17 protein-coding genes are annotated in these 25,154 nt (G+C 40.3%); 12 read left to right on the forward strand and 5 right to left on the reverse strand.

Going from position 1 to position 25,154, the window contains the following annotated elements; genetic code table 11:
* Positions 1-19 precede the first annotated feature (19 nt).
* From FLM54_RS05140 to FLM54_RS05175, 8 genes are all read left to right on the forward strand, one after another.
* Positions 20-1,075, forward strand: a complete 1,056-nt coding sequence (locus FLM54_RS05140) for a phytanoyl-CoA dioxygenase family protein (RefSeq protein ID WP_178955562.1) — start codon at positions 20-22, stop codon at positions 1,073-1,075.
* 200 nt (positions 1,076-1,275) lie between these two features.
* Positions 1,276-2,514 carry a hypothetical protein gene (locus tag FLM54_RS05145; RefSeq protein WP_178955564.1) on the forward strand — a complete coding sequence of 413 codons (1,239 nt, stop codon included), beginning with the start codon at positions 1,276-1,278 and terminating at the stop codon, positions 2,512-2,514.
* Between the two features lie 14 nt (positions 2,515-2,528).
* Entirely contained in the window at positions 2,529-3,455 is a 927-nt protein-coding gene (locus tag FLM54_RS05150) for a formyltransferase family protein (protein WP_178955566.1), read from the forward strand.
* A 123-nt stretch (positions 3,456-3,578) separates the two neighbouring features.
* On the forward strand, positions 3,579-4,058 hold the full coding sequence (locus FLM54_RS05155; protein WP_138606251.1) for a hypothetical protein: 480 nt from the start codon (positions 3,579-3,581) through the stop codon (positions 4,056-4,058).
* A 144-nt stretch (positions 4,059-4,202) separates the two neighbouring features.
* On the forward strand, positions 4,203-4,820 hold the full coding sequence (locus tag FLM54_RS05160; protein WP_178955568.1) for a phage tail protein: 618 nt from the start codon (positions 4,203-4,205) through the stop codon (positions 4,818-4,820).
* Positions 4,821-5,037: 217 nt separating this feature from the next.
* Positions 5,038-13,113, forward strand: coding sequence for an Ig-like domain-containing protein (locus FLM54_RS05165; protein WP_178955570.1), 8,076 nt, complete (start codon positions 5,038-5,040; stop codon positions 13,111-13,113).
* Positions 13,114-13,259: 146 nt separating this feature from the next.
* A complete protein-coding gene (yeiP, locus tag FLM54_RS05170; protein ID WP_010391355.1) occupies positions 13,260-13,832 on the forward strand; it encodes an elongation factor P-like protein YeiP in 573 nt (190 codons plus the stop codon).
* A 148-nt stretch (positions 13,833-13,980) separates the two neighbouring features.
* Positions 13,981-14,184, forward strand: coding sequence for a hypothetical protein (locus tag FLM54_RS05175; protein ID WP_138606245.1), 204 nt, complete (start codon positions 13,981-13,983; stop codon positions 14,182-14,184).
* On the opposite strand, the gene FLM54_RS05180 is transcribed toward FLM54_RS05175, so the two are convergent.
* Positions 14,181-16,421, reverse strand: a complete 2,241-nt coding sequence (locus FLM54_RS05180; RefSeq protein ID WP_178955572.1) for a bifunctional diguanylate cyclase/phosphodiesterase — start codon at positions 16,419-16,421, stop codon at positions 14,181-14,183. The two genes, FLM54_RS05175 and FLM54_RS05180, sit on opposite strands and share 4 nt — an antisense overlap.
* 51 nt (positions 16,422-16,472) lie before the next feature.
* Complete coding sequence (locus FLM54_RS05185) at positions 16,473-19,196, reverse strand: insulinase family protein (RefSeq protein ID WP_178955574.1); 2,724 nt, start codon at positions 19,194-19,196, stop codon at positions 16,473-16,475.
* Between the two features lie 184 nt (positions 19,197-19,380).
* Between FLM54_RS05185 and sixA the strand changes: the two genes are divergently transcribed.
* Complete coding sequence (gene sixA / locus FLM54_RS05190; protein WP_171039596.1) at positions 19,381-19,857, forward strand: phosphohistidine phosphatase SixA; 477 nt, start codon at positions 19,381-19,383, stop codon at positions 19,855-19,857.
* A gap of 54 nt (positions 19,858-19,911) precedes the next feature.
* Here the strand turns inward: sixA and FLM54_RS05195 are convergent, their stop codons facing one another.
* The gene (locus FLM54_RS05195) at positions 19,912-20,835 is read right to left on the reverse strand and encodes an AEC family transporter (RefSeq protein ID WP_138606239.1); all 924 of its coding nucleotides are present in this window, start codon (positions 20,833-20,835) and stop codon (positions 19,912-19,914) included.
* Positions 20,836-20,852: 17 nt separating this feature from the next.
* Positions 20,853-21,410 carry an endonuclease SmrB gene (gene smrB / locus FLM54_RS05200; protein ID WP_138606237.1) on the reverse strand — a complete coding sequence of 186 codons (558 nt, stop codon included), beginning with the start codon at positions 21,408-21,410 and terminating at the stop codon, positions 20,853-20,855.
* A 298-nt stretch (positions 21,411-21,708) separates the two neighbouring features.
* Here smrB and prmB point away from each other — a divergent pair, with 298 nt between their 5' ends.
* The 3 genes from prmB to FLM54_RS05215 all read left to right on the forward strand — a co-directional run bounded on the left by prmB (position 21,709) and on the right by FLM54_RS05215 (position 24,346).
* Positions 21,709-22,644 (forward strand): 50S ribosomal protein L3 N(5)-glutamine methyltransferase, encoded by a 936-nt coding sequence (gene prmB / locus FLM54_RS05205; protein WP_076918988.1) that lies wholly within the window; start codon positions 21,709-21,711, stop codon positions 22,642-22,644.
* 91 nt (positions 22,645-22,735) lie between these two features.
* Complete coding sequence (gene aroC, locus FLM54_RS05210) at positions 22,736-23,833, forward strand: chorismate synthase (RefSeq protein WP_138570430.1); 1,098 nt, start codon at positions 22,736-22,738, stop codon at positions 23,831-23,833.
* Between the two features lie 126 nt (positions 23,834-23,959).
* Positions 23,960-24,346 carry a DUF4112 domain-containing protein gene (locus tag FLM54_RS05215; protein ID WP_178955576.1) on the forward strand — a complete coding sequence of 129 codons (387 nt, stop codon included), beginning with the start codon at positions 23,960-23,962 and terminating at the stop codon, positions 24,344-24,346.
* A gap of 44 nt (positions 24,347-24,390) precedes the next feature.
* Here FLM54_RS05215 and FLM54_RS05220 read toward each other — a convergent pair whose 3' ends face one another.
* Positions 24,391-25,089: a 2'-5' RNA ligase family protein gene (locus FLM54_RS05220; RefSeq protein WP_178955578.1), complete on the reverse strand. Its 699-nt coding sequence runs from the start codon at positions 25,087-25,089 to the stop codon at positions 24,391-24,393.
* Positions 25,090-25,154 lie beyond the last annotated feature (65 nt).

A 25,154-nucleotide genomic window follows, 5' to 3' on the forward strand; every position in this document is an offset into this window, starting at 1 on the left:
GGCGCGAAAAGGAGTTATTATGCAAAATGAATTGAGAGTAAAAGTACCTCCTCTGAAAACAACAATGCAGAGCATATTGCCCTGTTATAACGAAACTGGGCGTTTAGGTTTATTTCAATTAAAGCGAATGTGGCACAAAGTACAGTTTCAAAAGCAAGGCTGTGCAGATAAAAAAATAATAGAAGATGAATGGTCACTCGATGTGATGATCATGGATATTTTAGGCTTAGGGCTCACACCGACAATAGAGTCTATTTTTGCGAGTGATAGTTTTTTAACATTCGAAAACTGGGTAGAGCAGCATTATGGTATGGCTATTTCAAAGACGGCTAAAAGTGAGTTAAATGAAAAGATAGCTGCATTTTTCCAGCAAAAGGGCCTTAAACAACAAAAAATATTGCTAAATCAGCCTCGTCATTACGTTCTAACATCGCAGCAGTGGCAAAGCTGGGATGATAATGGTTACGTTATTATTCCTGAGCTAGTGGAAAAAACGCTATGTGAAGACGTTTGTAACATGGTATATGAACGTTTGAATATGGATAAACATAATCCTGTTTCATGGTATCGAAATCATGAACTTAAACAGGGAATTATGGTACAAATCTTTAATGATATAACCATGCAGGTTATTCGGCATCAGCCTCAGGTGCGAGATGTATTTGAGCAATTGTGGGGTGAAAACAATTTAACTGTAAGCACTGATAGGCTTAGTTTTAATCCACCTCAGACAGAAAGTTGGCGATTTCCTGGGCCAAATCTTCACTGGGATATAAACTTTAATAAACCGCTCAGATTTGCAACGCAAGGATTACTATACCTTACTGACGTTGCCGCTGAACAAGGTGCATTCAGTTGTGTACCTGGCTTTCATAAAAAAATAGACAACTGGCTTGCTAGTTTACCTAAAAATACCAATCCACATCATTTTAATTGCCAACAATGGCACAGTACTCCATTAGCTGCAAAAGCAGGTAGCTTAATTGTATGGCGACATACATTACCGCACGGTAGTTGTTCAAATAAGGGGAGTACACCTCGAATTGTACAATATATAAATATGAGCTCATTATAAAGCTAAGCAAAATCAAGCTAGTTTTACTAAGCCTTTTATTTTTATGATGTTTGATATAAGTAAAATAAATTGAAAGCTATATAAATAAAGAAAGTTAAAGTTGTACCTTAAAACTTTTCAACTAAGCTTAGATCTGAACATAGTATTAGTTCACTAATGGAATTTATTACAATAATTGGACATCAAAGGAACAGTTCACAATGGAAGAACAAAGTTCAAAACCTATAGAAGGTTTGCAATACGTAGATCCCCAAGTTGATGAGTTATTAAGGCATACAATACGAACTCAGCTTGAATCTCTTCTAAAATCCAAATTAACGACGGATCAACGCCAGCAAGCTTTGCAGAAAAGCTTTGTAGATGCGATGACTTTGGTATTGAGCAAAACGCAAATCGAGCATATTCTATTAGTGAACGCTTTTGAGTCTATGTATGATCATGCTGTGCAATCAATGGCATTGGCTCAGCTTAGCCAAAAACAGTTAACTCGGCAATATGTCTCAATATCCGGTTTAATAATGTCTCCCCATAACTGCAAACATACCATAAAAGATGTGTATCGTATTCAAGGTTACGCACGAGGGGTTGATAAAGCAATAAAAGGTAAGCTTGAGCATCTGCCATCAATCACCATTTTATATCCTGCTTGTGGGCCTTTTGCACCACTACTAATCCCTCTGCTTAGTTATTACAAAGAGAAAAAAATTTATACCGAGGAACAAATCAAAGTAACTTTAGTTGACATACAGCCAGGTGCTTTGCTGTCGCTACATCAGTTAGTTAAAGATTTAGGCCTGCAAGGTTATGTTGACCAAACATTAGAGGTAGATGCAACACAATTTGAACCCGATAGCGATTTTGATTTGCTAATAGTTGAAGCCATGCAGCATGGTTTTACAAAAGAAGGACAACTCAGTATAGCTAAGCATTTAGTTAAATTTTTGAATATCGATGGTTGGGTGATACCGCAAAATGTATCTATCAAAGGAATGTTGGTGATAGGCGAAACAGAGTTTAATCAGCAGTGGAAAGGGGCTGAGTATAGCCATTCACTTAACCGAGACTCTCAGGCACTGCAAGATAGAGTTGAGTTAGGAGAAATACTTAAGCTCAACAAAACAACCTTGTTGAACATGCAAGAACTAGAACTGCAAAACAACATAAAAGTGATCCCAGCAAACCAAATTACGTTGCCGACTAATGTGGAAGATATGAGCCAACGAATTTTGGCTATATATGCTGATATAGAGACATTCGCGCAAGAAGGTATTGAGCAATATGACTCAGGGATCACACATCCAAAGCCAGATATGACCTTTTATATTGATACCAAACCCAAAGACGTTGAGCATACTCATTTTGTCGCCAATAGTGGAGATACGGTGCAGTTTTATTATCAGCTGAGTGGTTTACCGGGGTTTGTGCCTGTAAGGGTATAAGGAAGGGACATTTTATGTATAAATATGCTTTTTTTACAGGCAGTTGTTTGAGCTTACCGGCAATTAATTATTTAATTAAAAGCGATCAATTAGCGTGTGTTATTTTGCCAGATGCGGCGATAAATCCTGACTTACAGCAATTGCAACAGTGGCTGCAACAGCAGCAAATAACCATACTGCATTACAATAAATTAGACGACCAACCATTCCTTGCTAAGCTAGATGAGTTAAGAGTTAATCGCGGCTTAATTTACTTATTTAGACACCAAATCAAAACGCCTTTAATTCAATATTTTAATGGCGCACTGGCAAATGTTCACCCAAGCTCTTTGCCTGATTACAAAGGGCCTCAGCCGCTTTATTGGCAAATCCGTAACGGCGAACCACTTACTAGGCTCACGATTCACAAGGTAACAGAGGAGTTAGATGGTGGCGATATAGGATGTGATGTTGAAATAGACATTCATCCCTTTGATACCATCAAATGTCTTCATCAAAAAGTAGCACAATATTTACCTTATTTAGTCTCTCAATTTATTCAACTAGACCAAACTGGCGAGCTTCGTTGGCAAAAGCAAAGACCTAACAGCAATAAGCTCGCTCCTACTTTGCAGCACTCGGAGTTGGTCATTAATTGGCATCAACATAGCAGTACTGATGTTGTCAATATTGCAAGGGCAGGCAATGCTGATATGGGGTGTGCTGTGTTTTATGTTGGGCAAAGTGCATTTCAATTATTGCAAGCCACTGAGGTTGAGTGCGTGCTACATGGCATTCAACCAGGCACTGTTATTGAGTTGGATAAACAAACAGGTTTGGTCATTAAAACCCATGATAGTGCGCTTAAGTTAGACATTATTGGCGCACAGCAAGGCTACCTTGATGGCTACCGTTTTGCACTACTGTTTGCAATAGACCCAGGCATGGTACTGGGTAAGTAAAAAGATAAGCAGTAAATATTTTAACAGGCTTAGTTAAGATGGAAACGATAGTAGTTTGGCTGTTGTATTTATCACTCCTGCATTCTGACTATGCGCGACATTAATCTCAAAAGCGAGACAGATATGAATATAAAAATAGGTTTAACCAACCGTTATGGGTATGAGCTTATTGCGTATCCTTTTAATGGTGGTGCTTATCCTCAAAGCGGAGAAAGAATAGCACCGCTTGAAGGCAAAGGAGAGGTTGTTGTAGCCAGTGGTGAAAGCGTGATTATTGATGTGCCCGGAATAGGTGCTTTGTTGGTGCAATTTTTGGGTGTGCAAAAACTAGAAAACCTCCATGACAAGCATTGTGAAACACCAAGTGAGTTTGATAAATATGAACAGATGGCGCTATTGCGTTATAAAACAACGGAGTTGTACTGGCGTTTTGCAAGCAGTGATGATGCTGCACAGCTTGAATTGAGTGTTAATGATATTGGTACAGTATGCCTTGATAAGGTGTTATCAGGAGAAGCCCGACGTATCTCATTACCTGAGTTTTTTATACCTCCCGTGTTTTTACCTGATGGTGTTACAGTTCAACAAGTAAACAATGAATAAACACCGATGATTAAGTTTACGTTCAATGTAAATACACATAGCGATTAGCTCACAACCGGGTTATTACCCAAAAATGAAAATATCACACACTCTGTTTGTGTTGTTTTGCAACAAGAGTATAAAATAAATTATGAGGAATTAAATATGGCGACTGAACCATTTATTGGCACACTTACTGCGTTCGGCGGTACTTTTACCATTGAGAATTGGGGTATGTGTTGGGGGCAGATGCAGGCAATTAGCGAGAATACGGCTTTGTTTTCATTGTTTGGGGCGATGTATGGTGGCGATGCTCGTACCACCTTTGCTTTGCCAGATTTACGAGGTCGTAGCCCAGTTGGTCAAGGGCAGATGCGAGGAGGGCATGATTATCGACAAGGCATAATGATGGGGACTGAGCGCATAAGTTTGGCTACAAGCCAGATGCCAGCGCATTCTCATACCGCTATTTTTACGCCCTGGGGTGGTGGTAGCCCTATTGCAGCAAAACTTGAAGTTGCTACTAATGGAGGCACATCTACAACGCCAAGTACAAGCACTTACTTAGCAGCAGGTAGTACTAGTGATAACTATGTGGCACCTGGATTAGGTGGGGTTGACTTAGTAGACATACCGGGTCTTACAGTAACTGGTGGTGGCAGTGAGGGTGGAACCGTGACTGTAGGGGCAACGGGGGGTTCCGAACCGATTGGAATAATTAACCCCTTGTTACCACTTAACTGGTTAGTAGCTCTGCAGGGGATTTACCCATCAAGGAGCTAGCCATACTCTGGTTATGTTGTTAGCTAAGGTGTAATTAATAGTGCTTGTAGCTGCTATTTAAACTATAATTGGTTGTTTTGAAAACGTATATCATCGAGCTTAGTGACGATGATATACGTTCAACAGTTTGAACTTTCGTTAAAAGTAAGCGCCAGTTTTAGCGAAAGTTAGAGTAAAGCGAGTTACTATGAGTGAGCATATATAAAGGATTTAAACAATGCATTTTGATTTCGCACTTCCCAAGTATGTTAACCCACAGAGCATGTGTGTTAACTATAATAAAATGACAAAACTAGCCTTGTTTATGTCCGCAATTTATAGCACACATGCTGTTGCAGGGACATATGATTTTAGTTCAGTATCTGGCTCTGGAACACCAACGCTAACGACCACGGTAGACGGTATTACATTAACAGCAACTCAGTCAAACAGTAATAATATAACCCTTACTACAGGCTTTTTAGATCCTGGCACCTCTAACAATAGTGATACTTGGACCATTACCTTTAGCTCACCGATAAATATAAGCCAGTTTCAAATGGGTGAAATTTTTGATCTACCAGATGGTATTTATATTTTTACACCAGATAGTGGTACGGCGGTCAGTATTGATGCGGATGATCCGGCTATTGTTGGCTCTATTGCCACCTTAACACCAGGTGACTGGACATCGGTTAATTCTGTAACAATGAGTTATGATTACCCTTCTAATTCGTCTCGTGTGGGCGTTGATAATATTCAATTTACTGCTGCGCCAGCAAATTTCGCCCCAGTTGTTGATTTAAATGGTGGGATTCCAGGTACAGGGAGTTTTTCGGCGTTTACTGAAGGCAGCCCTGCTACCGTGATTGCACCCGATGCTGAAGCCGGTGATAGTGATGGCGACTCAATAACAACAATAACCGTTGCATTAACAAATGATCAAGATGGCGCCTCAGAAGGCCTTAATGTATCTGCCAGTGCGCAAAATGCACTGAGTGGAATTAGTGGTGCATCAGATATTAGTTTACAAGACACAATTTCTATTACAGGTGCAACTGCAACAACGGCTGAAGTTACCACTTTCCTTAAAGCAATCACGTATAACAATACCAGTTCGTCGCCCAACACAACTTCGCGGACAGTGTCAGTTGTTATCAATGATGGCACTGAAAACAGTACTAGCCGTACAGCGACAATTTCAGTGGCTAATCTTACAGCAGCTAGCTCTACAGCAGCGGGTTTTAGCACCTTAGATGGTACAAATTTAAATCCGGCAATAACGTTTAGTAGTGATGATGAGGTTTTAACTGTATCTTCAGCAAGCCATATTATAGGGTCTACAGCCCAGGGTGGCGATGGTACAGATGAGATTATTGTTATAGATGGTAGTGATCTCACACAATTTACCAGTTTAACCTCCTTTGAAACGCTCTCTACTTATAATGACGGCTCATTAACGCTCAGCGAGTTGCAACACGATGCGTTTACAACGATAAATGGCGCTGGAACAAATACATTTACTTTGGCAAGTGCAGATGGTGATAGCAGCGTAATTGCAGATGCAGACATAGAAACGTATGTTTTAAATGCTGCTTTTAATATTACTTTAGCTGGGACCGCGCAAAATGTTACCGGTAGTAGCAATGCTGATACTATTAATATTGCTGGATTGAGCGTGACAGGTACGCTTGCTGGCGGCGGCGATACCGATGTACTGCAAATGAGCACCGGTGCTGATATTAGTAATGCCACGGTAAGTGCATTTGAGTCTTTAGCATTAAATAGTGGTGCTTCAGTGACGATGACTGAGGCGCAGCACGACAGCTTTCCTTCGATAACAGCAAGTGGCACTGATTCAATTACCATAAGCACCGCGACCGATGGCCTAACTGGTAATAGTTCGGTTGAAACGTATGTGTTGAGTGCAGCGAATACATTTACGTTAGGCAATGCATCACAGAATCTAACCGGTAGTGGTGGTGACGACACGGTTAATGTGAATGCACTGAGTGCGACGGGTATTTTAGCGGGCGGAATTGGTACCGATACCTTGGTTGTTACCAACGGTGGTAATATATCAGGTGCGACAGTCAGCGGGTTTGAAGATTTATCGGTTGCTGCTGGTGGCACAGTCACCCTAGGCGCATCTCAGCTTGCGAGTTTTTCTGGCACAGTATCAGGCAGTGGCACTGAGACAATTTCTGTTTCAGGAGATGGTAATGTAAGTACTGTTTCGGCAATAGAAAGTTATACCTTAAATGACGATAGTACGAATACGCGCTCGGTTACTGTCACTAATGCTAGCCACTCTGTAACTGCAACCTCTGCGACTGATGCAATTACGTTTGATTTAGGTTCACTTACATTTACTGGAATCATTACCGGTGACAATACTGTTGCAGATACACTGAGTTTAAGTAATGGTGCAAATATATCAGCTGGGACCATAAATAATATAAATAACCTAACCTTGGCATCTGGTGCTTCAGTTAACATGACGACCAGCCAGCACCAAGGATTTTCAGGCACAATCACGGCTCCAGGCTCAGAGTCTATTACCATTAGCGGAGATGGCGATTTTACTACTTTAGCAGGTGTTGAAAGCTATAGCGTGGGTGATGACAGCACTAATACTAGAATCATTACAGTTTCAAGCAGTAACACCAATGTGGATGCTACTTCAGCTACTGATGTTGTTACGTTTGCAATAGGCACTAGTGCATACACTGGTACCCTTACAGGCGACGCAACAGCAAGTGATATTGTTAACGTATCTGATGGCGCGGATGTCACAGGAGGGGGCTTCTTTAATATTGGTACATTAAGCTTAGCCTCTGCTGCAACAGTAGCAATTGATGTTAATAATATTAATGATTTTAATACAGCCATTACAGGCTCTGCTGGCGCTGATACGCTAAAACTTATGGATGGTGGTATTTTTAATTTTTCCAGCACCACGGTATCGGGTATTGAAAATCTGGCAATCGGCACTAACAGTAACACGACTATCACCTTAACCGATAATTTTAATACTGATGCTGGCGTTGTGTCTTTTTCTAATGCTAGTGGCAGTGCTATTACAGCTGCAGTGACGCTAGATGCAAGTGCATTTAGCGCTGACATTTTAACAATGACCTCATCAGATTTTAGTGGTGATGATGTACTTAAAGGTGGCTCTGGGGCCGATACTTTACGCCCAGGCGCTGGTACAGATACGTTAACAGGTAACGCAGGTAATGATAATTTTGTAGGTAGCTCATCTCAATTATCAGGCGATACAATTACCGATTTAGCCGCAGGCGATCGTATTACTATTGCTGGTATTACAGGGCTTTCAGCCAGTAACGTACGTTTTAATGGCACAAGTACATTAGAAGTAGATACCAACGCCACTGATTTTAACATTTCTGAGCTAACTCTTGCTCTTACAAACGCACCAGGCAACGACCTTACCTTTACGGTTACTGATAGTGGCCCTGATACTATCATTACTTTTATTTCACCGAACTCAGCACCCACATTTAGTTCGCTTAATGGCGGTGCTACATTTATCGAAAATGGCAGTACAGTGATAATAGATAGCGATATGACAATTGCAGATGCTGAGCTTGATGCACTTAACAGCAACGCAGGGGATTACAACAATGCTAGCTTGACTATTCGCCGGCGCGATGGCGCAAGTACAGAAGATATATTTGCTCATTCGGGACTACTCAGTACATTAACTGAGGGAAGTACATTTAGTTACAATGCTAATAATATAGGGACTGTTACCACAAACTCGGCAGGCACTTTAACGCTAACATTTAATAGTAATGCCACTTCTGCAATCGTAGATTCTGTTGCGCAAGCTATTACCTATGCCAACAACTCAGATGTGCCTTTAAATGCAACTGTGCTTGACTATGTATTTGATGATGGCGCGGTTCAAAGCACCGGTACTAATCAAGCGTCAGTCAGTATTACCTCTGTTAATGATGCGCCTACAGTATCAGCAATCGGGGCTAACCCAACCTTTACAGAAAATGGCTCAGCAGTGGCTATCTTCTCTTCCGCTGCTGTTAGCACGGTTGAGAGTGGGCAAAATATTGAACAAATATCACTAACAGTTACTAATGTAAAAGATACGGGCCATGAGTTTCTTCAATTTGGCACCGATCTTATCAACTTAGAGCACAATGCATCGGGTACTTATTCGGGAGCCGTTAACTTTAGCTACACGGTTATGTTAAGTGGCTCAACGGCAACAGTAACGGTTACCGCAACAGATTCAGCTGCAGTATGGCAAAGTTATGTGCCGTTCTTACAGTATAAAAATACCAGTGATTCGCCTACCACCGACAATAGAGTTGTTACACTTACATCAATAAAAGACAGTGGCGGTACATCTAATGGTGGCGCAGATAGAGCAATTGGTAGTTTTGGCTCTTCTACAGTAATCGTAGTGGGTGAAAATAATGCGCCTACTGATATCAGCCTTTCAAGCTCTACGATTAGTGAATCAGTTGTGGGGGCAGGTGCTGATGTTGGAGTATTAACGACTACGGATGCTGATTCGAGCAGTCATACTTATTCGCTAGTTTCATCTACATCAGCTGCAACGGGTAGTTGTACCACAAGCGCGGGCAATAGTTTTTTCCAAATCAATGGCAACACGTTAGAAACCAAAGCGGCATTACCACTGGGCGCTTATACGGTTTGTGTGCAAACAGATGACAGTGCCGAAACCTTTAAAAAATCATTTACTATAACAGTAATTGAAGCGCCTAAACCGACTACCCCTGAGATCAGTGGCACAGCAGCTACAAAAGTAAATCAAGATGAGCTTTATAACTTTACCCCTTCGGCAACAGACCCACAAAATAAAGCACTGACGTTTAGCATTGCTAACAAGCCTAGTTGGGCTAGTTTCAATACTGCAACAGGTAATTTATTGGGTACGCCCACTAAGGCAAATGTAGGGCTTTATCCAAACATTACTATCGCTGTTAGTAATGGTAGCGAGCAGGCAAGCCTGTCACCTTTTAACTTGGAAGTGGTATCAACAAATAGTGCTCCGATTGCACCTAACTTAAGTTTAGAGCTTGATGAAGATTCTAATATTAGCTTTTCCCCTGATATTACAGATGCAGACTTAGACACACTAACAATTAGCGCTGTGTCGCAGCCTCAATTTGGTACATTAACCAAGCAAGCCAATACATTCACTTATACACCTAATGCAGACTATTTTGGCCCTGATAGTTTTAATTATCTTGCAGATGATACAAAGGAAAAATCTGCTATTGCTAAAGTGAATTTTACGGTGGCTTCCATTAATGATGCGCCAATTGCTAATCCAGATAGCTATTCATTAAATAGCAACGCTGATAATCGCTACTCACTTGATGTGTTAGTTAATGATACCGATGTTGATGACGATGAATTGGTAATTGTTAGTGCTAACGCTAGCGTGGGAACAGTGCAAATTGAAGAGGGAACGCTGGTTTATCAGACCCAGGCAAGCACCAAAGGGACCATTCAAATTAATTATTTGATTGAAGACCCTGATAAAGAAATGAGTAGAACAACAGCAACATTAACGTTAAATAATCAAGCCGAAAATTTGCCAACCATCGAAACACCGGCTGATATTGATGTAAATGCAAAAGGGTTGTTTACAAAGGTCAAGTTAGGTGTACCTTCGGCAATGGATAGCGAAGGTAATAAATTAGCAGTCTCATTAGTTAACCCAAGTTTGTTGTATGCGCCAGGTAAGCATTTAGTTTACTGGAAAGCTGTAGACAGCAGCGGGCTTGAAGCAATCGCAACGCAAAATGTAAACGTGAGTCCGCTTATTTCGCTTAGTAAAAATAGCGAAATAGCTGAGAATAAAACACATAGCTTTAATGTGTTTTTAAATGGTGAAGCACCCAGTTATCCAGTGACGATTGCCTATGAAGTATCGGGTACTGCTGATAGCTCTGATCATGATTTAGTGTCGTCAGAGTTGGTTATTAACAGTGGCACGCAGGGACAAGTTAATTTTACAACGTATGCAGACTCCGAAACGGAAGGCAATGAAACCGTTGTAATTACACTGGCAGATACACTAAATTTAGGTGCGAAGTCTTCAGCCACAATCACTATTGTTGAAAATAATGTAGCACCTACTATTAGTACCAGTATTACACAAGGTTCTCAACAAAGATCACTTGTTACCATAGGTAATGATCTTGTCACGATTAAAGCTGTTGCTCAGGATGCAAATCCGAACGATAACGTAACGTTAAAGTGGGTATCAGAGGATAATAAACTCCTTAATACAAGCGTAAATGAAAACGAATTTGTTTTTTCAACACAATCACTAACTCCTGGTATTTATAAAGTAACGGTAACAGCGCAAGACTCTGGCGAGCCAAGTCTCTCAACAACAAAAGATGTTTACGTTGAAGTATTAACCTCACTTGAGGCGCTAGGGCAGGAAGATTCCGATGGTGACCTTATCCCAGATGCACAAGAAGGTTACGGTGATAGTGACGGTGATGGCATTCCTGATTATTTAGATGCAATCAGTGAATGTAATGTCATGCAAGAACAAGTTAAAGACAGTGATAAGTTCTTAGTAGAAGGCGAGCCGGGCGTTTGCGTTAGAAAAGGGGTTACAGTTTCACAAAATGCAATGGGCGGTGTTCAGTTGCTTGATAGTGAATTACCTGAAGATGAAGGCGCGGTAAATACAGGCGGACTATTTGATTTTATCGCAACAGGTTTACCTAATGCTGGAGATACTTACAGCATAGTAATACCGCAAAGAAAACCAATCTCACAAAACTCTGTTTACAGAAAATTAAAAGAGGGACAGTGGATTGATTTTGATACATCTGGTGACAACCAATTACTTTCTACAGCAGGTGAGCCTGGTTATTGCCCTCCACCAAGAGGTAGTGAGTGGACGCAAGGGCTAACTGAAGGTGCATGGTGTGTACAATTACAAATTGTTGATGGTGGCCCTAATGATGACGATGGCAAAGCGAACCGAACGATAGTCGATCCAGGCGGTGTTGCAATTATTCGTACATCGAACCAGCTTCCTAAGGCTAATCAGGATGAGATAACAATTGGTGCAGGAGAATCGGCGACTATTGATGTATTGAAAAATGATACAGATCTGGACGGCGATACACTTACTTTAAGCGGCGCGACGGCTGATTTTGGTGATGTAAGTATTGTTGATGAGCAGTTACTGTATACCCCACCAGCTGGATTTGTTGGTGTTGCGATTATTGAATATAGTATTAGTGATGGCAAAGGGGGCACATCAAACAGCCAAGTTAAAGTTAACTTAGTTATAAATAATGCACCAACAGCTGTTTTTGATTCGGCAACAACCACAGATAACACATCGATAGAAATAGATGTACTTCGTAATGATTCAGATATTGATGGTGATGAATTATTTGTCGTTAATGCAGTTGCAGCTCAAGGCACAGTAACAATTAACATTAACGGCACTTTACAATACATACCTAAAAGTGGCTTTGACGGTGTTGATATTATTGATTACACAATAAAAGATAGCAAAGGTGCAAAGTCTACAGCACAAGTAAAAGTGACGGTTAGCGCTGTTAAATCAGTGGCCATCAGTAATAAGTCATCAGGAGGAAGTATGGGAGGTTTGGGTTTATTACTGATTTCAGTACTTGTTATTAGTCGAAGAAGATCAATACTTCCAAGCTTTGCAATAGTAACGACTAGTTGTTTAATTAGTACCAGTGCAATGGCTGATACATGGTCGTTTGAGGCCACGCTAGGTGAGTCTAAAGCAAAGCATTCTTTAGCAACTAAGGACAACAAGGCTAATTTAGATTCTATTGATGATACTGATACTAGCTGGTCAATTGGCGCTTATTATGACCTGTCACCCAATTGGGAAGTCGCTATAAGATATATTGATTTAGGTGAAGGTCGAGCCGATTTAACTGCCCAAACAGTGAAAGCTGATGCAGATAAATTACATCAAGATTATTCACGCTTTGTACCGGTGTTACCAAAAGGGGTGGCAGCTGAAGTAGGTTACCGACATATGCTTGCTGAATCTTTAAGTACAAAGGTATTTTTAGGCGCTTATCGTCATCAGTATAAAATACAAAGTAGCATCACGGATGGAGCTCCCTTAGAGTATAAAGAACACGCTACCAAACCTTATATAGGTGCCGCTTTAGGTTATTCGGTTTATAAACAGACTGAATTATTACTAAAGTATACTTATTATAAAGTTTCAAAAAATGATGTAAGTGAGTTATCAGCAGGAATAAAAGTACGCTTTTAAGTTGATGCGTAGTGTGATCAGCGCCGCTATTAGCGGCGCTGAACCACATATTTTTAAAAAGTATGACTAAGTTGTTTTGTTTCTATTGAAGATTCTTCAGTTCGTGGTATGTTTCTCGCAATCAAAAAAACAATAGGAATTCACCCATGCCAAAGGCGAGTGATGTTAAAAAAGGGACGGCTATTGACTTTAATGGCCGTGTATTAGTAGTAAAAGATATTGTACGCTCAGTACCACAAGGTCGTGCTGGTGGTAGTTTATACCGTATGCGTTTATACGATGTAGTAACGGGTAGTAAAGTTGACGAAACATTTAAAGACAGCGATATGCTTAACCTTGCTGATTTAACTCGTCGTGAAGCCATGCTGTCGTACATTGATGGCGATGAGTATGTCTTCATGGATAATGAAGATTACACGCCTTACAATTTAAATAAAGACGCCATAGCGGAAGAAATTCAATTTGTTAATGAAGAGACCCAAGGTGTGCACGTTATTGTAATTGACGGTACTGCTGTAGGTCTTGATCTTCCTTCAAGTGTTGAGCTTGTTGTTGAAGAAACTGATCCTTCAATTAAAGGGGCTTCAGCTAGCGCTCGCTCAAAGCCTGCACGCTTATCAACTGGCTTAACAATTCAAGTGCCAGAGCATATTTCAACCGGTGATCGTATCCGCATAAATACTGCTGAGCATAAGTTTATGGGTCGTGCTGACAAGTAAGCTGTAATGAATTGATAATTGAGAGCCGAGCTTTTAAGTTGCTCGGCTTTTTTGTGTCTGATTTATAAGCACCGCCACTAAAGAATACGTTGCTTTAATTTTCGCCAGTTTAACGCTATTATATGCGCCTTAATTTTTCAGCAGTCAGATGAGCATGGTATTATTTATTTTACTCAGTGGTGTGTTTATCGCACTTATGTATATTGAAACCATTAAAAAGGGTATGCCTGTTAAGCGTTGGTTATTTTTGGGTGGATTATTAGGGCCTGCAGCCTGGTGTTTATTTAATCTACATTATCGACGTGCATTAATACGTAATATTGGTGCAAAAACGTGTCTATGGCGTGCTTAGCTAGTCGCTCTAACTAAGCTGAGTTTTGATTGGCTTTGCTGTTGTTTTAAAAATGCAGTGAATTCATCTTTTGAGAGTGGTTTAGAATAGTAATAGCCTTGTAGTGTTTCACAGTTAAGCTCTTCCAGTATACTTATTTGTGAAGCTTGTTCTACACCTTCAGCAACTACATGTAAATCAAGGTTATGTGCAATAGTGACAATAGAGTCCACCATATTGCGGCCGCGTTCGGTTTTCATATCATCAACAAAGGCTTTATCTATCTTAAGCGTATTCAGTGGAAACTGTTTCAAATACGCCAGCGACGAATACCCAGTACCAAAATCATCCATAGCTAAATGAATGCCACGGGCACTTAGAGAGCGCATAATAGCAATGGCTTCTTGTGGGTCGTCCATTACCGTGCCTTCAGTGATCTCAAGCTCTAAAAAGTAAGAGGGCAGTTCATTTTTTTGTAAAATCACATCAATGCGCGAAGTTAAATCGGGTAAGCTAAACTGTTTTGCTGATAAATTTACCGCAACACGAGCGTTAAATAATCCAGCGTCTAACCATTGTTTTACGTCACGACAAGCTTTGTTTAAAACCACTTCACCAATTTCAATAATTTGCCCTGTTTCTTCGGCGATTGGAATAAATACCCCCGGGCTAATAACCCCTTTTTTCGGCGTAATAAAACGCACTAACGCTTCCATTCCAGCAAGCTTACCAGTACGAATATTCATTTTAGGCTGATAATACACCTCAAAGTGATCTTCTTTTAAGCCAAAGCGCATTAGGTTTTCTATTTGTAGTCGCTTTACTGCTTGGCGATTCATGTTGTCATTAAAGAACAGGTAGCTGTTACCTTTCTTTTTCGCATGATACATAGCGGTATCGGCGTTCTTTAATAGTATTTCAGGGGTGTTACCATCTTCGGGGAATAACACTATGCCAACACTGGATGTGATAGCAAGTTCATGTCCTGCCATTTTAAATGGTGTGGCTATTGCTGCTAAAAACTGTTTCGCCATGCGGGTGATGGTGAGAATATCGTTGGTGTTTGACATAACCAGCGCAAATTCGTCGCCGCCTAGGCGATAAAACACATCATTTTCACGGGTAAGCTTATTTAAGCGCATAGCAAGCTTTGCCAGTAAGCTGTCACCTAACTGATGACCCAATGAGTCATTTATCTTTTTAAAGTTATCTAAGTCAAATACTAGCAAGGCATGGTGTGAATGCTCCTTTGCTAATTTTTTTAAGTCAGAAAAAAATAAATTACGGTTTGGTAAGCTGGTGGTGCGATCTCGATTGGATAAATTATTGAGCTCAGACTCCGTTTTTTTACGCTCGGTTAAATCAGAATACACCACCACGTAATTGGTAATTTGATTTTGCGCGTTTTTAATTTCATCTATCGAGATTTCAAATGGTAGTAGAGCATGGTCGCTATTACGCAGCTTTACTTCTTCTTGAATATGTTCATGCTTTCGAACGGTGTCTTTTATGGACTCTATATAGCCTCTGTCGTAACCGGCTAAATGAAATTCTTTTTTAAGGTATTGCTCACGTACACCACCGAACAAAGTTAAAAAGCTGGGATTAATGTCAACAAGCTTAAAATCTTTATCATAAATAGCCAGTGCATCGGTAAACGACTCAACGCATTTTGCAAATAGGTTTAGTCGCTCTTCGGTTGATTTGAGCTGAGAAATATCTCTTACCGTGCCAGTCATTCGCAATGGACTAAGGTTCGCGTCTTTTTCGATTATTTTTCCACGGTCGAGTACCCAATGCCATTTACCAAAGCTATCTTTAATACGATAAGTGGCTTCGAAAAAAGTACTCTCTTCAGCAAAATGTTTTTTTAGTAGATAATCTACATGGGTTAAATCGCGAGGGTGTATTAGGCTTTTATTCGGTGGGAATTCTACTAGATTGTTGTTATTCAGTACGTACTTGTCGTTAATACGAATAACCTTGCCGGTTTTTATATTCCAGTCCCATAGTGTGTCACCACTGCCTTCTACGGTGCTTTTTAAACGCTTTTCAGATTGCTGTAATTGAGAATGTGAGCGTTTTAGAGAGTGAATAACCGTAAACAAATAAATTAACAATAACGTCATTATTGCGCACACGCTAACGACAAGCGCATTTAAGTTCAAGCTAAACGATGACTCAAATGCACTAGCAGAATGGGCTGTGGCCAAAGTGGCCAACAATAGAATGTATTTTATTATTTTTATTTTTTTCATTGTCTTACTTCTTATTTACAAAAGACAATCTAAATCAAGCGCGCGCAAGAGTCAAAGAGAATGAGAATAAAGTGGTAGATTCTTCGGTTGATTCACAGATTTAGCGCTTAAAAGCTCATATCTTGGGCGATCTGCATTAAAAATTTCAGCTGCATAGGCTTTTACATCCTCAAGCGTTAATGCGTTTAAAGAATCCAGCAGGCGTTGCTGCATATTAAACTGGTGATCGCCATTGCCAATAGCAAGCCATAAACGTTGTGAACGTAAACGCAAGTTTTTGTCTTTTTCGGCAATATGCGTTGTTAGCCCATATTTTTGTTGCAGCCAGGCTTGCTCTGTTAGTTCATCAATGGTTGATAAATACTGACTGATGAACACATTATGCCTGTGTAGTAACATGCTTGGTTCAAATTTAGGTGACTGAATATAAAAAGCAATTCCGGCACGAGTATTAAAGGGCGCATAACCGGCACCGACCAAATAACCCAATTGTTGTGTGGTGCGTAGTTCATTGAAATAATCTTGATTAATTAAGTGATTAAGCGCCATCATTTTTACTTTTTCATCAACATCATCGCTTAATGCTTGGTAGTAAATCACCATGGCATTATCGCTACAAGCGAGTTCTAATTCGTAACGAGTCACTTTAGTAATTTCAAAGAGTGGGCGCTTTAAATCTTCTATAACTGCTGACTTTTTAAGGTGTAGTGCCACCTTTTTCTGAAACTCAAGGGCTTCACTTTGCTGCCAATTGCCATGTAAAAAAGACTCAACATGAAGTGCATTAAAAAACGCCTGTCTAAACTCATTAAACTGATGAAAACAGGTATCTTTAAGTGCATTTGCTAACTCGTCAGGCTGTGGGTTCCACGGCATTATCTTAGCGCCTAATATACTAAAGAGCTCACTAACAGGTTTATTTTGGTTACTATTGCGCCAATGCCTTACCAGTTGCTTTTTATATTCAGCAAAGCGTTTAGCACAAATTTTTACGTTAAATAGTGCATCAATTAGTTGATCAACCAGCTCAAGTTGGCTTGAAGATAGCCCCGCAGTATGCAAGGTTAAGCCACCTTGGTGAGAGGTTAAGTGATAACTTAAGCCCGCGAGCTCAGCTGGATAAAACTGTTCGCCAACACTATCCATAAACAAATCAGAAAACAATCGAGTCAATGCCATATGCTTTACATCTTTAACTGCAAAGTCAGAGTCCATGGCTAAATAAAAATGCCCTTTGGCCACTCTGAAGGTGGCATCTTGTTTAAACCAAAAGTCAAAGCCAGCTTCTTTTACCAGCAACGTTGGATGAGCTTGCTGCGACTCTATTGGATATAAAACAACATCTTTAGCTAAATAAGGATTTGCGTTAGGTAATAACATTTCACCCTGTGGCTGACTAATTTGTGCCAACGCTTCGAGCCAATGCAGTGACAATTTTTCAATTTTATACGGTGTGTTATACCAAGCAGCTGTGTGTTCAGGCTCTACACCCGGATGAATCAGCACTAAACGCATATTGTGAGGGGTTAACCATTGCATTGCCATTTCATGAGTGGTGGCTTTAAAGCCTTCCATTAAATAGTCGCCCTGTAAGTAATTAACTTCATCGTAATGTTGCATGTTAATACTTAAGTTACTGACCCAGTCAATCAGTCGAGATTTTTCTTGGTTATCAAATGCGATCTGTAGCAGTTTTTGTTTATCTTGATACAAGCGAGGCAGTTTGTTGATGTTGTTATTTATTAGGCAAATGTATTCAAATACCATTTCAATAATGTCTTCGTAGTATTCAATGCCTTCATCGGTCAGCGCCATGCTAATATTAAAATCTTTAAAGTTACTACCGTTGATGCCACCTCCGGCAGAAAGAGCATTGATCCAACCTTGTTCTTTAAGCACAGAATACAACGAGCCTTGCCCTTCGTACCCTAGTAAATGGGCAATAAAACTAACTGTTTTATGACGGTAAAAATCGTCTATGTTTGGCATGGCAAAGCTAATAATCAGCTTTTGTACGTGTTTATGTGGCTCTATATGAAGCAACTTACCTAAGTCTTGGCTGCGATAAAGCGGCGCTTCTATAGGTGGTTTTAATTTACCTTGTTTGCCTTTAATTTGGCAAAAATGCTGAGTTGCCCATGCTTCTAGTGTATCTAATGATTCATTGGCACAAATCACTAGAGTCATCCATTGAGCTTGGTAATGCTGATTAAAAAAGTCACGTAATTCATCACTAATACAGCGTTGTCTATCGGCTAATGTTTGTAGGTTGCCTACAGAGAACTTAGCAAATGGATGTGCAGGGTTAACAGTTTCTTTATGCACTTGATATATACGTCGGCCATCGTCTTTAATCTTTAATTTAAACTCAGCCTCAATGGCATTTCGTTCTTTTTCGGTTTCTGCGGGATCCAAGCTGGGCGCTATAAAAAAACGGCTAAATTGCGCTAATGCCGATTCAATATGATTGTTATTAATATCAAAAAAGTAGCAGGTATGCTCCGTGCCAGTCCAAGCATTGGTGTTACCACCAGATTGAGAGACAAAATTATTAAAACTACCGGATTCAGGATACAGATCAGTGCCTAAAAACAACATATGCTCTAAAAAATGCGCTAAGCCCTGCCTATCAAGAGGATCGTCAAAGTGACCAGTGTTAACGGCCATAGAGGCTGCCGCTTTTGCTGAGTCCTGATCGCGCACTAAAAGCACTTTTAGACCATTGTCCAGTGTTAGTGTGCGGTAAGCTCTGTTATCATTGGTGCTGATTTTCAAATGATGCTCCTGAAACTAAACGTATAATTGTTAACAACAGATGATAACTTCAGGAATGCGACGCTATTTACCTGAACATCATGAAAGAACTATTTTAAGAAAATAAATAGGTTTGAGTTATTAATATAGCGGAAATTCGAGCAAATTGGCTACTGTTTTATATTCTTTAATTGGTTGATTTTTTATGAAAACAATCTTGATAATGCGTCATGGTGAAGCAATACCTATGCAGGCTGATGATGTCAGTAGAAGTTTGACTTCTATGGGTCAGCAACAAGCTGAAAAAATGGGGCTATGGTTGCAAAAAATGCACGCTCCCAGTGGCTTGTTAGTTAGTCCTTATGTTAGAGCGCAGCAAACCGCTGAGGCTGTTAAAAAAAGTAATCGTTTTTTATTTGAAGAAACCTGTCACGATATTATTCCTGAAGGGAACCCTCAGGTTGCAGCAGATTATTTAGAAACGTTAATTGCCCTCCACCCAGAATGCGATACCTGGCTGGTTGTTGCCCATATGCCTATGGTGAGCTATTTGGTTGACCAACTATGCGCGGGTAACATGCCAATTTTTAACACCGGTGCAGTTGCCCAAATTAGTTATGATGAAGCGAGCCATAAAAGTGATTACATCACCATAAATGCGCCAGCTAATGTAACCGTATAAACTACGAACCTCCCCAGCTTAAAGCCTGACGATAAAACGTGGTTAGGCATTTATCTAAAGTAAAATGGTTAACCACACACTAAAACTCAACACACTTAATACTGTAGATAAAACCACTGCACTGGCAAGGGTATCTTGGTGTTGTTTTATTTGGCATGCAATTAAATAGGCATTAACGCCTAATGGTGATGCACTTAATAGCACCAGTACTTTTAGCAGTGACTCATTAAGTGTAAATACGTGTGTGCCTAGCAATAATACCAAGGCAGGTAATATGACTAATTTTAATAGACTGGCAATGGCCGCTGCTTGCCAGTTATCGCTAATTTTATAAAAAGCTAAGTTAGCGCCCAATACAAATAACGCACAAGCAATAGCTGGTTCGGCTAAAAGCGCTAAGCCCTTAGTTAAGTCAGCAAATAAAGTAATCCCTGCCAAATTAACCAATAAACCAGTGCTAATACTTAACACCACTGGATTGAGTAGCATATTTTTGGAAAATGCTGACCAAGAAAACACATGACTAGCGCTGTTTGCACTAATTAAAAAAGTAAGGGTGAACAATAATGCGCTATGAAAGGTAATGATCATAAAAATAATGCCCATCATTTGCTCGCCTAATGCGGCAATAATAATAGGTAACCCCACCAATACAGTATTGGAATAGCTACTGCCAAGAGCAAACACGCTATGGCGTTCGTATTGAAGTTTTTTAGAGAGAATGTAGCGGTCAATAATTAGGGCAAAAAGGTAAATTAAAATAACCGGAATGTAAAAACTTAAAAAGCCATTTAAGCTGACACTGGTTTGTAAGTCTGCTTTGGCCATATTTAAAAATAAAAAGCTCGGCACACTAATATAAAAAGTAAACTTACTTAATCCAGCTATATGGATACGCTCTAAAAAGCCACTGCGGCTAGCAATGTAGCCACATAGCACAATAAATATCAGCGGGAATATAATCGAAAATATATGCACTAAAAGGCTCTTGTTGATTAGCGTCTAAACTCATCACTTTGCGGTAAATTAATTAATATCAGTACCGCACCTTTACCGCCATATTCGAGCGGTGCTTGATGCATAGCAATAACATCGGGGTGTTGCACTAAGTATTGCGGCACTTTATGCCTGAGGATATGGCCGCCAATTCCGTGTACAACACAGGCGCAGTAATAATGCTTTTTTTTACACTCATGAATAAGCCCTGCGAGTTCATCTTTGGCTACTTCTTTATTTAAGCCATGCAGGTCTAGAGTTAAATCAGGTATAAAATCCCCTCGACGAAGTTGTTTCGCTAAAAAACGATCCTGACCCTGTTGCACATAATTAACAGTACCGTTAGTGTCTATATCTGGCACATATTCATCAGAAAAGAAAAATTCTGATTGTTGTTGCTTTTTTTGCTGGGCAAATTGCTTCGCTTGTGACACTTTAGGTTTATTACTAAAACGGTGAGTGTCTTGTTTGAACACGCGCGCACCGCTGATACTTTGACGAAACAAGTCAATGTCATCAGGACTAATTAGGCTGTTTGAGTGGGGATCTTTTTTCATAGCGGCAGTCTAAACAAAAAAGTGGTAAAAATCGAGTAAAAAGGTGTGATACCCAAGCAGCTTTGAGGTGCATAGTGCAGCGCCAATAAGGTTAATTTAAAAGCGATTTATACTGCGTTATTGATTTGAACAACAGAGTGACTATTACACTTGCAATCAATGCCTTGTTTAAATTACCTTTAATTCTAACTGTCACTCGCACCTAGAGGTGGCTTGGGTATACAATAGGGCAATCATGGGGCCCATAGTTGTGCCTCGATTGAGTTTATTTTTTGAAAGTAGCAGGCAGATAATACTGATGAGTGAATTACTAATAGAAGAAGCAACCCTGGATGAAGCTGTTGCAGAACTTTCAACCTTACATGATTGGCTTCGTTGGACGACAAGTCAATTTGCAAGTAGCGGTATTTTCTTTGGTCATGGCACCGATAACGCATGGGATGAAGCGGTAAGTTTGTTATTACCAGCACTTAGCTTGCCAATTGATGCACCCAAAGAGCTGATGCATGCCCGTTTAACTAGCACTGAAAAAAACCGTTTAGCAGGCTTAATTGCCGAGCGCATTAACGATTTTACCCCAGTTCCATACCTGACCAACATTGCATGGTTTGCCAATATGCCATTTTATGTGGATGAACGTGTATTAATTCCTCGCTCGCCTTTTGCTGAGCTTATTAATAATCGTTTTACACCTTGGCTAGAGCAGCCAGAGTCAGTAGGGCGTATTTTAGATTTATGTACGGGATCGGGTTGTATTGCGATTGCATTGGCACAAGCATTCGAAAATGCGCAAGTTGATGCGGTTGATATATCCTATGAAGCGCTTGAAGTGGCTGATATCAATATCACCGATTACCAACTAAGTGAGCGCGTATTACCGATCCAGTCTGACGTATTCAGTGGTGTGCCTGGGCAAAAATACGACTTAATCGTAGCAAACCCACCGTACGTTGATGCTGAAGATATGGCTGATTTACCACGTGAATTCCATCACGAGCCAGAGCTTGGGTTAGCATCGGGTCACGATGGCCTTGATGTAACACGTACTATTTTAGATCAAGCTAGTGAGCATCTAACAGATAACGGTTTGTTATTTGTCGAAGTAGGTAACTCTATGGTACATATGGATGCACTGTATCCAGGCGCACCATTTGAATGGATTGAGTTTGAACAAGGCGGATTAGGGGTGTTTGTTATTAGCAAGCAACAACTAGATGCCTACTTTGCACAGTAATTATTAATACTAGCCATTCATCCCAAATGGCTGGGTAACACTATAGCCGAGATAATTCTCGGCTATAAGTCATTAGGAATGAGGAAAGTTAATGGCAGGTAATAGCATAGGGCAGTTATTTAAAGTGTCCACCTTTGGCGAAAGCCACGGCGTTGCATTAGGCGGCGTTGTGGATGGCACGCCAGCAGGCCTTGAGATAACAGAGGCCGACATACAACACGATTTAGATAGACGAAAACCAGGGCAAAGCCGCTATACCACGCAGCGCCGTGAGAGCGACCAAATTAAAATTTTAGCGGGTGTTTTTGAAGGTAAAACCACCGGTACCAGCATTGGTTTATTAATTGAAAATACCGATCAACGTTCACAAGATTATGGCAAAATTAAAGACGTGTTTCGTCCAGGTCACGGTGACTATACCTACTGGCATAAGTACGGCCTGCGCGATTACCGTGGTGGTGGCCGCTCATCTGCGCGTGAAACCGCTATTCGAGTTGCCGCAGGCGCCATTGCTAAAAAGTATTTAAAACAGTTTCATGGTATTGAAGTTAAAGCATGCTTGAGCCAATTAGGGCCAATAAAAGCCGAAAACTACGATTGGGATGAAGTGGAAAATAACTTATTTTTCTTCCCAGATACAAGTAAGCTTGAAGCACTTGATGAATATATGCGCGAGCTAAAAAAACAAGGCGACTCAGTGGGTGCTAAAGTAAAAGTAGTGGCTAAAAATGTACCAGTTGGATTAGGTGAGCCAGTATTTGATAGGCTAGATGCCGAACTTGCACATTCATTAATGAGTATTAATGCTGTTAAAGGCGTTGAAATTGGTGATGGCTTTGATGTAGTCGAGCAAAAAGGCTCAGAACATCGTGATGAGTTAACCCCTGATGGGTTTACCTCAAATCATGCCGGCGGCGTGCTTGCAGGTATTTCAACGGGGCAAGATATAATCGCATCAATTGCGCTTAAACCGACATCGAGCATTACTATTCCCGGTAATAGTATTAACACCGAAAATGAAGCGGTTGAGATGATCACCAAAGGTCGTCACGATCCTTGTGTAGGAATTCGTGCTATTCCGATTGCTGAGGCTATGATGGCCATTACTTTAATGGATCATTTACTTCGTCAACGCGGTCAAAACCCACATGTACACCACGAACATGGGCCAATTAAAGGCGCTATTTAAGCGCCTTACGTTTAAAACTATACTAAACGGGCAATAGCGCGTTTAGTATATACAGGCTATACATCTTTATTGCCGCTCAATAATTTAAATGTGCTCAGCGCACCTAAAAATAAGAGAGCTGTTATTATGCAAAAAAACAATCAAGCTTCCATCTCACAAACTGAATATAAAGCCACCATAAAACGGCTCGAAGAGTTTAGCCGCTTTACCGATAGCAGCATTGGTATTCCGTTTACTAAATTTAAATTTGGTGTAGAGTCGTTGATTGGGCTTTTACCTGTGATGGGTGATTTAGCAGGGCTTATTTTGTCTGGCTATGTACTAATTGAAGCGCAGCGCTTAGGTGTTAGCAAGCGAGTAAAAAGCCGTATTATTATAAATATGTTGATTGATTTTGTTGGCGGGCTCATTCCATTTTTTGGTGATATTTTTGATGCCATGTTTAAAGCAAATACGCGTAACACCCGCATACTTAAAAAACATTTAACAGATAAGCTAACCACAAACCCATAAACATTATTAGTTTAAAATGTGTAATTAGCCCTGTTATTAACTATTTATTTGGCATCAAAAAAGTACTTAGCGAGTATTTCTTTTTGTTGACCAAACTGATCAGATACTCCAATTCCAATCCCAATTATTTCCCCTTGTGCCTGCGGTGGCTCAGCGTGCAGTGCTTTTTTTACTAACGCTAATGCTGGGCTTTGTTCATTCGCGAGTAGTGTTAAATGCGGCTGAAAATTCTGAAATACATTAGGGCTGCCATAACGTTCAAAAGCCACAAGTTTATTAGGGTAATGCTTTACCCAGCTAGGCACTGGTGCTTGATGATCGCGAAGCGGCTCAAGCTTGAGGGTAACCTCATCGGCTAAGCGTTGTAACTGATATGATTTTTCTAAGTTTATAAATGCCCAATTACTTGGTGATACACTAAATCCATTGGCTTTTATCTCAAACGACTGATGCTCTTTTACAATGCGCTCAACCATTTGCTTAATTTCGTTTTGTGCTTCAAGTGGGTAATCCGTTAAATACAAGGTGGCGTGTACGGGTAACCCTTGTTGGTAAAACGTAGTAATTTGGTGCGAGGCCAATTCATTGCTGGTGTTAGCGACTAGCTCAACAATAGGCTTAGAGGGAATAGCAAATACGTTAATACTTATGCTTTTTGCATAACTGCTGGCAGAAGTAGCCAACAGTGTTAAAAAAGTAAAAGAGATAAATAGCCACGACAAAGAGCTGTGTTGTTTAACCATAAGAGTGAGTCAATTCAGGTTTTTGGTTGGTGTATGGTAAGCGTAATTAAGCGTTCAGTAAATAA

It is taken from the genome of Pseudoalteromonas sp. Scap25 (assembly GCF_013394125.1).
GTDB lineage: Bacteria > Pseudomonadota > Gammaproteobacteria > Enterobacterales > Alteromonadaceae > Pseudoalteromonas.